General features: G+C 71.7%; 8 protein-coding genes. 3 read left to right on the top strand and 5 right to left on the bottom strand.

Going from position 1 to position 13,017, the window contains the following annotated elements; all coding sequences use genetic code 11:
* Positions 1-5,839, bottom strand: a 5,839-nt coding sequence (locus IE316_RS14125) for an RHS repeat domain-containing protein (protein WP_190204622.1), incomplete at its 3' end; no start/stop codon positions are given.
* Between the two features lie 236 nt (positions 5,840-6,075).
* Here IE316_RS14125 and IE316_RS14120 point away from each other — a divergent pair.
* Complete coding sequence (locus tag IE316_RS14120; protein WP_190204621.1) at positions 6,076-9,210, top strand: FG-GAP repeat domain-containing protein; 3,135 nt, start codon at positions 6,076-6,078, stop codon at positions 9,208-9,210.
* A gap of 57 nt (positions 9,211-9,267) precedes the next feature.
* Here IE316_RS14120 and IE316_RS14115 read toward each other — a convergent pair whose 3' ends face one another.
* Together IE316_RS14115 and IE316_RS14110 are read right to left on the bottom strand one after the other, a co-directional pair.
* Positions 9,268-9,657 (bottom strand): VOC family protein, encoded by a 390-nt coding sequence (locus IE316_RS14115; protein ID WP_190204620.1) that lies wholly within the window; start codon positions 9,655-9,657, stop codon positions 9,268-9,270.
* Positions 9,654-9,947, bottom strand: a complete 294-nt coding sequence (locus IE316_RS14110; RefSeq protein ID WP_190204619.1) for an ArsR/SmtB family transcription factor — start codon at positions 9,945-9,947, stop codon at positions 9,654-9,656. The genes IE316_RS14115 and IE316_RS14110 overlap by 4 nt, the downstream gene beginning before the upstream one ends.
* Before the next feature lie 214 nt (positions 9,948-10,161).
* On the opposite strand from IE316_RS14110, the gene IE316_RS14105 reads away from it, so the two are divergent.
* On the top strand, positions 10,162-10,593 hold the full coding sequence (locus IE316_RS14105; RefSeq protein WP_190204618.1) for a universal stress protein: 432 nt from the start codon (positions 10,162-10,164) through the stop codon (positions 10,591-10,593).
* Here IE316_RS14105 and IE316_RS14100 read toward each other — a convergent pair.
* Positions 10,586-11,125 carry a phenolic acid decarboxylase gene (locus IE316_RS14100; RefSeq protein ID WP_190204617.1) on the bottom strand — a complete coding sequence of 180 codons (540 nt, stop codon included), beginning with the start codon at positions 11,123-11,125 and terminating at the stop codon, positions 10,586-10,588. The genes IE316_RS14105 and IE316_RS14100 overlap by 8 nt on opposite strands.
* 202 nt (positions 11,126-11,327) lie before the next feature.
* Between IE316_RS14100 and IE316_RS14095 the strand changes: the two genes are divergently transcribed.
* Positions 11,328-12,065: an esterase/lipase family protein gene (locus IE316_RS14095; RefSeq protein WP_190204616.1), complete on the top strand. Its 738-nt coding sequence runs from the start codon at positions 11,328-11,330 to the stop codon at positions 12,063-12,065.
* 15 nt (positions 12,066-12,080) lie between these two features.
* Here IE316_RS14095 and IE316_RS14090 read toward each other — a convergent pair whose 3' ends face one another.
* Complete coding sequence (locus IE316_RS14090; RefSeq protein WP_190204615.1) at positions 12,081-12,974, bottom strand: LysR family transcriptional regulator; 894 nt, start codon at positions 12,972-12,974, stop codon at positions 12,081-12,083.
* Positions 12,975-13,017: the final 43 nt, after the last annotated feature.

Genomic DNA, 13,017 nt, shown 5'->3' with positions numbered 1-13,017 from the left:
ACGTGGCCGCGCGCTCGGCCGCCGCCCGGGCCGCCGCCGAGCCGGCCGCCGCGCGACCGGCCGCCGCGGCCTTGCGGGCCGCCTCCCGGCGGGCCTTGGCCGCGGCACGCTTGGCGGCCTCGATCGCCCGCTTGCGGGCCAGGGCCGCGGCACGCCGGGCCGCCGCCTGGGCCGCCTTGCGGGCCGCGATCATCGCCGCGCGGCGGGCCGCCGCGCGGATCGCCGCCTGGATGGCGATCCGGGCCGCGATCCCGATCAGCACGGGGAAGAACTCGCCCGTCGGGTCGGAGAAGGTGGCCGGGGCGTTGTTGCTGTAGGCGTACGGGTTCATCGTGGCCGGCCGGCCGTAGTCGACCATCGGGTCGACCTGGAGGAAGCGGCCGGTGGCCGGGTCGTAGTCCCGGGCCCCCAATCTGGTCAGGCCGGTGTCCTCGTCGACGGTGCCGCCGACGAAGCCTCGGTGTCCGGGCCAGGAGGCGGGCTGCTCCCCGCGCGCCTCGCCGAACGGCGTGGACTTGCGCCGGGTCACCCGCATCGCCGTGTCCGCCATGTCCACGACGGTGTGCGAGGTGCCGTGGTGGTCGGCGAGCATGAGCTGCCGGACCCCGCCGGTCGCGCGGACCGCCGTGGAGCCGTCCGGGAGCGGGTAGAAGCGTTCCGCCTTCGCGCTGGTGTTGGCCGCGTTGACGGTCAGCTCGGCCTCGGCCAGGTAGAGCGTGCGGCTGCCGTCCGCTCCGGTGCGGATGAGGCGTTCGCCGTCCGCGCCGTACAGGTACGACGTGGTCTTGGTGCCGCCGCCCTCCACCGGCTCGGTCACCTTGCGCAACTGGCCCTCGACGTCGTACTCGAGGGTCTGGTCGGTGCCGCCGTGCTGGCGCCCGGTGGTGTTGCCGGCCTTGTCGTAGCCGAAGGTGGCGAGGGTCTCGCCGCTGGGGCCGGTCGACCTGACCTCGGCCAGCGCGTTGGGACCGCCGACGCCCTCCTTGCCGTAGACGTACTCGCGGGTGACGTCCTTGGCGGTGTCGCCGGTGGGGTCGTGCTCCACGAGCCGGGAGCGGTTGCCCGCCTCGTCGTACCGGAAGGACTGCCAGTACGCCTCCGGACCGCCGACCGTGTCCTTGGACGGGGCCGCCGCGCAGGTGTCCGCCGTCTTCGAGGTCCAGGCCGAGGTCATCTGCCGGAGCTGGTCGTAGACGAAGCACTGGGTGTCGGTCGCGCCGGAGCCTTCGGCCGCGGCGCCGGGCACGTCGGTGATCTTGGTGACGTTGCCCGCCTCGTCGTACCCGTACCGCGTCTCGCTGATGCGGCCCGGGGTGAGCGAGCGGTCGAAGGTGGCCGTCTGCAGGCGGCGGGTGAACTCGTCGTAGACGTAGCTGCCGTAGACCTGCCGGCCGGCCGGGCCGGCGTCGGTGCGCAGGATCTCGCCGAACGCCGAGTACTGCGCGTTCGCCAGGTACGTGGACGCGCCGCCGATGAAGACCGGCAGGTCGTCGGAGTTGTACCGGAAGACGACGCGCTCGGTGACCAGGCCGCCCACGCCGGGCACGGAGACCCAGGCGAGGTTGCCGGTCGGGGTGTAGGAGTACTCGTACTCGTAGGAGCCGGCCAGGCCGGTCTCCTCCTGCGGGATCACCGTCCGGGTCTTCTTCACCCGGTAGGCGTCGTCGTAGGCGACGACCTCCTCGCGGTACTCGCGGCCGTTCTCGTAGCGGATCTCCGCGGTCGGCAGTCCCTTGGCGAGGGTGTCGTACGTCCATTCCACGCGCTTGGGCCCGGTGGCGCTGCCCTCGCGCAGGGTGGTCGGCCGGCCGCCCGCGTCGTAGGTGGTGAACAGGGACCGCTTGAACGGGTCGATGGTCTCGACCACGTTGTCCGCGTTGTCGTAGCGCAGTTCGGTGCGGCCGCCGTCGGGGTCGGTGACCGCGGTCTGCCGGCCGCGCTTGTCGTACTCGAAGGTGGTGACGGCGCCGCCGGGCGCGGTCACCTTGCGCAGGTTGTCGAGGTCGTCGTACTCGTAGAGGGTGTCCCGCCACTTGGTGCGGGCCTCGTCGGTGTACTCGCGCAGCTTCTCCACCCGGCCCTCGGCGTCCTCGAAGGTCGCGGTGACCGTGTCGCCCTTCGGCGGGATGGTGGTGGAGACGTCCCCGTCGCGCTCGGTGGTGGTGCGCAGCTTCTCCGTGCCGCGGTAGTAGGTGACCTCGGCGGTGGGCTGGCCCAGGCCGTCGAAGGTGATGCGGTTCTGCGAGGGCACGTCCTGGTCGCCGACCTGGAGGAGTGCGGGTGCGGGGTCGGCGGCGTTGTAGTAGCCGTCGTTCTCCTTCCAGACCCGTCCGGCGCTGTCGTAGAAGGTGTCGTTGACGATGCGGCCCGCGCCGACCGCCTTGTCCTGGGTCTGCCGCTCGCGCAGCAGGCCGTCGAGGATCTCGTACGACACGGCGTACTCGCCGTTGTCCTTCAGCGTCCGCGAGGTGACGACGGTGGGTCCGTCGCGGCGGACGGTGTAGTCGTAGGTGGCCGTGGGGGTCTGGGTCTTGGGGTCGCGGTCGATCTCCCAGACCTTCAGGAGCCGGCCCAGCGGGTCGTACTCCATGGTGGCCGTCCTGCCGTTGGCGTCCGTCTCGGTCAGCGGCAGGCCGCGGATCTCGTCGAACACCGTGGTCTCCGTGTGCCCCAGGGGGTCGGTGGAGATCTGCTTGACCGGCCGGGCCACGGTCTCGGGCTCGTACTGGATCCACGTCCTGCGGTTGTCCGCGTCCCAGGTGGCGGTCTCCCGGCCGTGGATGTCGTACTCGGTGCGGTCGATGGTGATGTAGCCGTCGCCGGTGCCGTTCAGCTCCTGCACCTCGGTGGGCAGGCCCTTGACGGGGGCCGCGCCGAAGGCCAGGTCGTCGTAGAGGGTGCGGGTGTCCTCCACGACCTCGCCGCCGGTGCTGCCGCAGGCGCCGAGCACGGTCTTCTCCCGTGACTCCAGCTCGATCAGGTACGCGCTGGTGTTGCGGGCGTAGCTGACCGTGGAGCAGCGGACCTTGCCGCCGGGGCTGGTCTCCTCGACCTGGTACGGCAGGCCGTAGCCGTCGTACTTGGTGGTCTCGGTGGAGGTGCGCCAGGTGTCGCCCTTGACGCGTTCGCGGGTGCGGACGGTCTCCGGGCGGGTCATCCACGCCTCCAGGGGTGTGGTGCCGGCCCGGGTGCGGGTGGCCGTCCTCACCGCCCACGGGGTGGTGACGGTGGCGGAGTCGATCGGTCCGCCGTCGGAGGCGTAGGTGATCTGCTCCAGCAACTGGCCCTGGTAGTGCGGCAGGTCCTGGTGCTCGGTGCCGTCGCTGGTGGTGACGGTGGAGGTGCGGGTGCCGGAGGGCAGCTTGTCGCCGTGCAGGCCGCGGAAGTAGCGGTGCTCGGTGAGCTGCTTGACGTCGTCGCCGCCGCCGACGCGGGTGCGGACCCGCTCGTAGCCGCGGTACTGCGACCAGGTGCGGTGCTTGTTCTCGGTGAACTCGCTGTCGTCGTAGGCCCATCCGGCGCCGCCGAGGAACTCGTAGGAGGTCACCTTGGCGGGGCTGTCGGTGACCAGGTCCTCCTCGCTGACCTCGGTGACCAGGTACTTGTGGAACCAGTCCTTGACCGGGTTCAGGGCGCCCTTGGGGGTCCAGTACTGCGGGAAGCAGCGCAGGGTGTTGGACTCGGGGGAGGCCGGCATCCGCTTGGGTTCCAGGGCGCGGCAGTCGCGGTCGGAGTACTTCACGGCGATCCGGCCGCCGGTCTCGGTGTCGATGGCGTGCACCCGGTAGCGGGAGTACGGGGGCAGGCCCTCGACGCCGTCGACCCGGTTGTCCAACTGCAGGCCGGAGAAGGTGACCTTGGGCATGGCCGCGGTGGCGCCGGCGCCGTACCCGGTGCGGGTGACGGACTCCAGCCACAGGGCGGGCGAGCTGCCGTCACCGGTGTCCGGGAAGGACTGCTCCAGGGTCCAGGAGTCGACCGGCTGCAGCGCGGTGCCGGCCAGCACACTGGTGGAGATCTTCGTCAGCCGCTTGGTCGACCAGAACGTCGGGGAGTACTTGTCGGTGCACTTGGCACCGGCGGCGCACTCCTGGTCCAGCGGGGTGTCCGGCCAGTACTTGGCGTTGGCGGTGGTCCGCTTGGCCTCCGCGCAGTCGAACGCGGTGGTGGGCAGGCACCGCTCGGCCAGGGTGAACGCGACCCGGCCGGCCGGCAGGGTACCGAACAGCTTGTCGGAGCGCAGACCGTAGTCGATGCGGGACAGTTGCGCGTTGCGGTCGTAGGCGGCCTGCTGGTCGGCCTTCATGTTCTGGCCGTAGTGGTTGGTCCACTTGGTCCACCACAGGGTCATGGCGTCGCCGAGCGGGTCGACGACGTAGTCCAGGTTCCAGCGGTAGACCTGCTTGCAGTCCGAGTCGAGGAACGCGGTGGCGTGGCAGGGCTCACCGGGGTGGTTGCCGAACACCGGCACGGTGAGCGCCGAGTTGGTGACCGTGCCGTCCGGGGCGCCGGGCAGCTTGTTCAGGCCGAAGTGGTACTGGGTGCCGTCGGTGGTGGTCAGGACCCAGTACTCGCCGTCCTTGGAGCCGTTGGCGGCACCGGTCTTGTGCTGGAGGCGGGAGCCGTCGTCGTCGGCGGGGCGCCACTCGTCGGTGCCGTCCTTCTTGACGAGTTCGGTGGTGTTGCCGCCCAGGGACATCACCACGTGGTCGGAGCCCCAGCACAGGTCGCCGCTGTCGCCGGTGTTGTTGGGCTTCTTGCCGTCGACCTCGCCCTTGTCGTCCGAGCAGGAGCGGTAGCGGCGCTCGATGAAGCCGGGCTCGTAGTCCCAGCCCTCGGCGATCCAGGAGGACTGGGCGTTGGTGGAGGCGGTGCGGCCGTCCACGGCCTGGGAAGAGTAGGAGAGTTCGACCTCGGGCTGCGGGCCGCCGGGCACCTCGGGCGCCTCGATCGGGTACGTCCAGGCGAAGCCGCCGGAGGACGAACCGGCCATCCAGGAGCCGGACGGGGACAGCGAGGTCGCCTCGTGGCTGCCGCCGGGGCCGGAGGCGGTGGCCGCCGCGGCGAACACGGTGGGCGCCGACGCCAGGTCGGCGGTGGCGGTGACGGTGCGCGCGGCCGGGTCGTTGGCGCCCGGCAGCGGGGTGCGGGTGCGGCACTTCTCCAGGTGCGGCGTGGTCAGCGCGCAGGCCGGGAGGCGGTAGAGGCGGAGCCGGGAGCCCCAGTCGCCGCCGTAGGTGTCCTTGATGGCGGCGTAGTCCAGCTCCAGTTCGACCGCGCCGGAGGCGGCGGGGGCCAGTCCCGCGCCGGCCGGCGCGGCGGTGAACAGGACGCCGTTCACCCCGGCCTCGCGGGCGGCGGTCTGGTCCTTGACCTGGACCCGGACGGCGGTGCCGGGTTCGGCGGCGGCGCGCTTCGGGGCGGTGCCGCGGGTGCGGACGCCCTTGCCGGTGCCGCCGCTGCCGTCCGGTGCCTGACGGACCCTCACCATGCGGTCCCGCACGGCGGTCGGGGCCGGGGAGGCGCCGGTGACCGGCGGGGTCCGCCGGGGCAGCTTGTCCCGGCGGTCGGTGACGAGGGTGGTGAAGGTGTCGGCGGTGACCTTTCCGGTCGTCGGCCGGAAGGCGCCCTCGGCGTCGTTCCGTACCGCGGGGCGTTTCCTGTCGAAGTCCCTGCCGGGGACGGACTTTTCGCGTTGCACGCCCGCGGTGCGGGTGCTGCCGTCGGCGGCACTGGCGTCGTCGGGTATCAGACCGACGCAGAGAACGAGTCCCACGAACAGGGACACGGATCTGTGCCAGTGCGCGAGCCAGCGCAACTGTCTTATCAGATGGTCCACTGAAGGACCTCCCCCTTACTCACTCTGTGTGATCGAGTGGTGAACGGTCAGACAGTAGGCTGTGAAGATCACCGAGGCAAGCAAAGCGGAGGCAATGCGATCATCCCCACTTCGCCCATGGGTGAGTAAAGAACTGCCCTGTAAACGTGTACTGTTCGGCGCTGCGGCCCGTGTGAAGGGGCTCGCGGCGGACTCCGGGGGAGTTCGCACGGCAACGACTCCGGGGGGATTCGCCCATGCCAGAAACATCCCGAAGACAGCGCCCGGCCCGGCGCTTCAGCCGCGCCGCGCTCGTCGCGGCGCTCGCCGGCGGGACACTCGGACTGACCCCGCTGCCCTCGCTCGCGCCCGCCCCGGCCGCCGCGGCGGACTTGGCCCGCACGGCGTCCGCGAGCGCCGAGGAACGCGCGCTGGAACGGGCCGCCGAGACCGGTGAGCCGGTGGAGGTGGTGTCCGCCCGGTCCGAGACCAGCGAGACCCACGCCCTGCCCAACGGCCATCTGCGCACCACCCAGCACACCCTGCCGGTGCGGGTGAAGCGCGAGGGCGCCTGGCTGCCCGTCGACACCACGCTCACCGAGCGGGCGGGCCGGGTCCGGCCCGCGGCCACACCCGGTGACGTCACCTTCTCCGCGGGCGGGGACACCGCGCTGGTCACCCTCGCCGACCGGGGCGGTGAACTGTCCCTCACCTGGCCCGAGGCGCTGCCCGAGCCGGTCCTGGACGGCGCCACCGCCACCTACCGCGAGGTCTTCCCCGGGGTGGACCTGGCGGTCCGGGCCGGCGTGGACGGCTTCAGCCAGGCCCTGATCGTCAAGACGCCCGAGGCCGCGGACCGCCCGGAGCTGACCGAGGTCGGCTTCGGCCTGCGCACCGAGGGCCTGACGGTACGGAAGGACGCCGAGACGGGCACCCTGCGGGCGGTGAACGCGGCGGGCCAGACGGTGTTCGCGTCCTCCACGGCCCGGATGTGGGACTCCTCCGGCGAGACGGAGCAGGCCCCGGCGCCCGTGTCCACCTCGGCCCGCACGACGGCCGCCGCCGCGCAGGCCCCGGCCGCCGAGCCGGAGCCGTCCCCGCTGACCCCCGGCACCAAGAGCAGCGAGGTCGGTGTCGAGATCACCGACGGCAAGATCCTGCTCACCCCGGACCAGGAGCTGCTCGACGCCCCGGACACCGAGTTCCCCGTCTACATCGACCCGCGGATGACCGGCACCCGCGAGGCGTGGACCATCGCGTACAAGCCGCATCCGACCAGCAGTTACTGGAACGGCACCGGGTGGGGCGGCGGCACCACCAACGAGGCCCGGGTCGGCTACGAGTCCTCGACCGGCGGCACCGCCCGCTCCTTCTTCCGGGTCGGCTCGAAGTTCCTGGCCGGGGTGAAGGTGATCGACGCGCAGTTCCAGATCACCGAGACCCACTCGTGGTCCTGCACCCCCAAGCCGGTGGAGCTGTGGCTGACCGGCGGCATCTCCGCCAATACCACCTGGAGCGCGCAGCCCTCCTGGTCGGCCCGGCAGGACAGCCGTGACTACGCGCACGGCAACGAGACCTACGGCTGCCCGAACAAGGCGGTCGACTTCACCGCCAAGGACGCGGCGGTCAAGGCGGCGGCCGGCAAGTGGTCCAATGTCACCTTCGGGCTGCGGGCCCCGGCGAGCGCGGAGGAGAACAAGGACGCCTACAGTTGGAAGAAGTTCAGCCCGGACGCCAAGCTGATCGTCGAGTACAACCGGCCGCCGAAGGCCCCCTGGGCGCTGGACACCATCCCCAGCACCAAGGTCGGCGCCACCGAGTGCGGCCAGGGTTCGACGTATGTGACGGTCGGCAACACCGATGTGACGCTGACCGCGCAGGTGTGGGACCCGGACGGCGGTTCCGTCAACGTCCAGTTCCACCTGTGGCCCACCGGCAAGCACGACGGGGCGCCCGGTGTCATCTTCGACAAACGGGTGAAGGTCACCGTCCGGGCCGACGACTCCAAGGGCGCGCAGGCCCGCATCCAGGTGCCCAAGACGCTGCTGGCCCAGCACATCGGCGCCAGTAACGGGCAGTTCTCCTGGAAGGCGCAGGCCGAGGACGTGTCCGACGCGTCGTTCGCCTCGGACTGGACGCCGACGCTGGGCGCCGCGGGCTGCCGTTTCGGCTTCGACCCGAACGCGCCGACCGTGATGCCCACCGTCACCTCGCAGGATGGCCTGTTCCCGGAGACCGCCGCCGACATGGAGCCGGTGGAGGGCGCGCTGGCCCGCACCGAGGGCGTGTTCGCGTTCGGCGCCAACGGCGTCTCCGACACCACCAAGTACCTGTACGACCTGGACCGCACCCCGCCGAGCAAGGAGGCCAAGCCGGCCGCGAAGGGCGGCAGCGCCACCGCCGCCGTCACCCCGCTCACCCCGGGACCGCACACCCTGTACGTGCGCATGGTCGACGCCGGCGGCAACTCCGGGCCGGTCTACCCGTACCGGTTCTACGTCAAGAGCCCCGGCGTCGCGGACAGGCCGAGCGACGTCAACGGTGACGGCACGCCGGACTTCTTCGCCGTCGACGGGAGCAACAACCTGCGGCTGTACGGCGGTACGGGCGGCGGCCAGGTGGCGACGATGCTGCCGCTGTCCTCCGGCGGGGGCTGGGGCGGGGCGCTGCTGACCCACCGCGGCGACTGGACCAGCGACTTCTACGAGGACCTGGTGGCCCGCCGCTCCGACGGCAAGCTGTGGCTCTACCCGAACAACGGGCTGGGCGAGTTCACCGAGGACACCAAGCAGGAGGTGTACTTCTTCCCGGACCCGGAGACCGAGACGGCGATCGACCCGGCGACGATCAAGCAGATCGTCTCCGTCGGTGACATCACCCCGGACAACGAGTCGGCCAACCCCGACTTCGTGGCGGTCATCGGCGACCAGTTGTGGTTCCTGCCCGGGTACGCCTACGGCACCGTCGACGCCGGGTACCTGATCGGCAACTCGGGCTGGTCGGTGATGCAGCTCGCCTCCCCCGGCGACGTGGACGGCGACGGCTTCACCGATCTGATCGCCCGCAACACCTCCACCGGCGACCTGTGGGTGTACCACGGCAAGTCCCGGGGCGACGCGGACGGCGACGGGGTGCCGGACGGCGGCACCGACCCGGCCTCGCTGGGCGCGGGCTCCAGCCGCACGGCGTACGGCAGTGGCTGGACCACCACCGCCCGCCCGGCGTTCACCGCCTCCGGCGACAGCGACGGCGACGGGGTGCCGGACCTGTGGTCGACGACGGCGAACACCACCGCGGGCCTGGAGTTCGTGCCGGGCCGGCGCACCGGGCTGGTCGGTCCGCCGACGGTGGCCGGTACGGGCGGCTGGCAGGCGATCAAGCTGATCTCCTGACCCGTCCCCCCGCGAAGGAAGCGGCCGGTCGCGTGACGCGACCGGCCGCTTCCGGCGTCACGCGCCGTGCACGAGCTGGATCAGATTGCCGCAGGTGTCGTCGAGCACGGCGGTGGTGACGGGCCCCATCTCCAGGGGCTCCTGGGTGAAGGTGACCCCGAGGCCGCGCAGCCGCTCGTACTCCGCGGCCACGTCGTCCACGGCGAAGGAGGTGACGGGGATGCCGTCCTGGACGAGCGCCGTCCGGTACGGCCCCACCGCCGGGTGGCCGGACGGCTCCAGGAGGAGTTCCGTGCCGTCGGGGTCCTCCGGCGACACCACGGTCAGCCACCGGTCGGTGTCCCCCACCGGGACGTCGTGCTTCTTCACGAAGCCGAGCACCTCGGTGTAGAAGCGCAGGGCCTTCTCCTGGTCGTCGACGAAGACGCTGGTGATGTGGATCCTCATGGGGTGCTCTCCGGGGGGTCGGGCCTGAGCCATCGGGACATGGCGCGCCGCAGGGGTTCGGTGTCGAGGTCGTGGAACTTGTAGCGGCCCTGACGCCGGGTGACGACCAGGCCCGCCGCTTCCAGGACGGCGAGGTGCTGGCTGACCGCCTGCCGGGACAGCCCCAGGCCGTGCTTGGTCACCAGCCGTGCGCAGATCTCGAACAGGGTCTGGCCGTCCCGCTCCGCCAGCTCGTCCACTATGCGCCGACGGGTGGGGTCGGCCAGTGCCTTGAACACATCGTCCGCCATGCCGCCACAATAGGCAAGTGACGACTTGCCTATCAAGGCGAACGGCTCCGTCCCGTCCGGCCGGAACACATGCGGGGGGCGCGATGTTGGCAACAGAGCTTGATCACGACGAAGGTCGCGGATCGGGCCCGGCGGGCACCCCGTCCGCCGGACGACCCGCCTGACGGCCGTCCACCGGGCGGCCCTCGGCACTCAGGAAGAGGACCAGCAGGCCATGTTCCACCGCATACTCGTCGCCGTCGACCCCAGCCCGGCCCGTCACTCCGCCGTCCGGCTGGCCGGCGACATGGCCCGGCTGACCGGCGCCAAGGTCCGCGTACTGCACATCGCCGCCTCCGCGGCCACGCTCGCGGCGGTCGTTCCGCTGGAGGACGACGCGGAGGCCAAGGCCGTCGTCGACGAGGCCCTCGCCGCGCTGCGCGAGGCGGGCGTCGAGGCCGAGGGCACCGTCACCACCACGCTGACCACGCAGATCGCCACCACCATCGCGGCCGCCGCCGAGGAGTTCGACGCCGACCTGCTGGTCCTCAGCCCCCACCACCGCGGCTCCCTCAAGGCGTTCATCAACCCGCGGATCAGCGACGCGGTCGCCCACGCCAGCCGCATCGCGGTCCTGCTGGCGCCCGAGGAGCCGTCCGTCAGTTGACCCGGTCGGCGAAGCCCGCGGGGAGGTCCTCCGGGCCCACCGCGACGACGCTCTCGTCGTTCTCGCCGACGTACTCGAACAGGGTGATGCGGGCGAACTCCGGGACGACGTAGACCGGGTAGGTGGGGCCGGCGTCCCGGTAGGCGCGCATCTCGTCCAAGTGGTCGTTCTGGTAGAGGACCGTCTTGGCGCCGTCCTGCTCGATCCAGTGCGGGAAGAAGATGGTGCCGTGCAGGACGCGCCGGCCGGGCAGCACGTTGACGACGACGGAAGTGCCGGTCGGCTCGTGCCAGGAGACCTTGTAGACGTCGTCGGCGAGCCGCACCAGGTCGACCTCCTGGTCCTTGACCCAGCGGCCGCCGACCATGCCGGTGTGGATGCGGTAGTCGATGGTCGTGGCGTTCTTCACGTACATCTCGTACTGCCAGCCGTTGGCGTACGTGTAGATGAACCGGTGCCCGGTGATGCCGGACAGGTCCTGCGGCGGCACGGGGTTCTCGACGGTGGTCGGGGTGTCCTGGCCGATGGTCATGGTGGTGCTCCTCGCTGTGCTGCGGCTGTGCCGGGCGGCGTGGGGTGCCGCCGCCCTTCTTTCACTGTGCCACAAAATATGTTTGTGACAAAACTTAACGGCTGCGATCGGCCGCTCACTGGTGATTCAGCCGATGGCACCCGCGCCCCGCCCCCCGACGCTGAGCGGGTCAGCATCCCCGCACCTTCCTCCGGAGGGCTCCATGCGTCGTCGTTCCCCCCGCCGGCTTCTCGGCGCGCTCGCGGCCGCCACGGCCGCGCTGACCCTGTTCGCCTCGGCCTCGACGGCCGGCGCCGCCGAGGCGGGCCCCGCCGCCTCCCGGTCGGCGGACGCGGCCGTGCGACCGCTGTCCACCAGCACCCCGGTCGTCTTCGTGCACGGGTACACCGGCAACGCGTCCAACTGGATCACCGCCATGAGCGTCTTCCGGCTCAACGGCTGGTCCAGCTCCGACCTGTTCGCCTACGAGTACAACTCCTACGGCAACAACGTCACCAACGCGCAGGGGCTCGCCTCGTACATCAACACCGTCAAGGCGCGCACCGGCGCGAGCAAGGTCGCGATCGTCAACCACTCGATGGGCGGTCTGGTCAGCCAGTACTACCTGAAGGTGCTGGGCGGCCACACCAACGTCAGCCACCTCGCCTCGATCGCCGGCGCCAACCACGGCACCACGTTCGCCGGGGCCTGCCTGATCTACACGACCTGTCAGCAGATGTACCCGGGCTCGTCGTTCATCTCGCAGATCTCCTCGGGCGACGAGACGCCGGGCGACACCCGGTACGCCACCTGGTACTCGGCGTGCGACGGCATCATCCTCCCGTACACCAGCACCCGGTTGAGCGGCGCGACCAACAACAACGTGCTCTGCCAGACCCACATCGGATACCTCGCGGACACCATCGTGCTGGGCGAGATAGCGCGGTTCGTCGCGTCCTGAGCGCGGCCGGCGGCGCTAGCCGGACGCGTTGCCGGTGAAGGCGCGCCGGCAGTGGGCGAGCACCGCGCGCACGGCCGGGCTGTGCGTGCCGCGCCAGACCAGGCAGAGCAGGGCGGGCGTCGTGACGTCCTCGATGCGGCGGACGGTGACGCGGTCGCGGTCCGGGCCGGCCATCGACTCGCTGAGGACCGCGACGCCCAGCCCCCGGGCGGCGAGACCGGCGACCGCCTCCGCCGCGCCGGCCTCCAGCGCGATCGCGGGCCGCAGCCCCCGGGCGGCGCAGGCCCGGTCGAACACCGTCCGCAGGCCGGTACCGGCCGGCATGCACACGATGGGGTGGGCCACGACGTCCCGCAGCCGGACGGTCCCCGGCCGCTCCGCCAGGGCGTGCCCCCGCGGGACCACCACCACGAGCCGGTCCTCGACCACGGTGAGCGCCTCCAGTCCGTCCGGAGCGGTACCGGCGGCCCCGACGAGGGCCAGGTCGAGCCTCCCGGCGCGTACGCCGTCGACGAGCCGGTCGGAGTTGTCCTCCAGCAGCGCGATCTCGACCCCGGGGTGGGCCCGGTGGAAGGCCGCCAGCGCGTCGAACAGGGGCGTGACGGTGCAGCCGACGACCATCCCGACGGTGAGCCGGCCACGGATCAGGTCGGTCACCTCGCCCACGGCCTGTCCCATCGCCCCGGCCGCGGCGAGCGCCGCGCGGGCGGGTCCGAGCGCGGCCTCGCCGGCGGCGGTGAGCGTGACGGCGCGGGCGGAACGGTCGAACAGCTCGGCCCCGAGTTCCCGCTCCAACTGGCGGATCTGGGCGCTGATGCCCGACTGGCTGATCCGCACCCGCTCGGCGGCCCGGGTGAAGTTCCGCTCCTCGGCGACCGCGACGAAGTAGGCGAGCTGCCTCAGTTCCATGCCGCCCAGTCTATGACCGCTGCTTCTGATCCCCAGAAGAATC

It is taken from the genome of Streptomyces fumanus, assembly GCF_014655295.1.
GTDB classification, from domain to species: Bacteria; Actinomycetota; Actinomycetes; order Streptomycetales; family Streptomycetaceae; genus Streptomyces; species Streptomyces fumanus.
Note: the sequence above shows the minus strand (reverse complement) of the source record. Positions and strands in the feature narration are given on the sequence as shown.

Excerpts from the sequence above, each read along its gene's own strand:
- IE316_RS14120 (WP_190204621.1), top strand. The coding sequence starts at position 6,076 with ATGCCAGAAACATCCCGAAGACAGCGCCCGGCCCGGCGCTTCAGCCGC.
- IE316_RS14115 (WP_190204620.1), bottom strand. The coding sequence starts at position 9,657 with ATGAGGATCCACATCACCAGCGTCTTCGTCGACGACCAGGAGAAGGCC.
- IE316_RS14110 (WP_190204619.1), bottom strand. The coding sequence starts at position 9,947 with ATGGCGGACGATGTGTTCAAGGCACTGGCCGACCCCACCCGTCGGCGC.
- IE316_RS14105 (WP_190204618.1), top strand. The coding sequence starts at position 10,162 with ATGTTCCACCGCATACTCGTCGCCGTCGACCCCAGCCCGGCCCGTCAC.
- IE316_RS14100 (WP_190204617.1), bottom strand. The coding sequence starts at position 11,125 with ATGACCATCGGCCAGGACACCCCGACCACCGTCGAGAACCCCGTGCCG.
- IE316_RS14095 (WP_190204616.1), top strand. The coding sequence starts at position 11,328 with ATGCGTCGTCGTTCCCCCCGCCGGCTTCTCGGCGCGCTCGCGGCCGCC.
- IE316_RS14090 (WP_190204615.1), bottom strand. The coding sequence starts at position 12,974 with ATGGAACTGAGGCAGCTCGCCTACTTCGTCGCGGTCGCCGAGGAGCGG.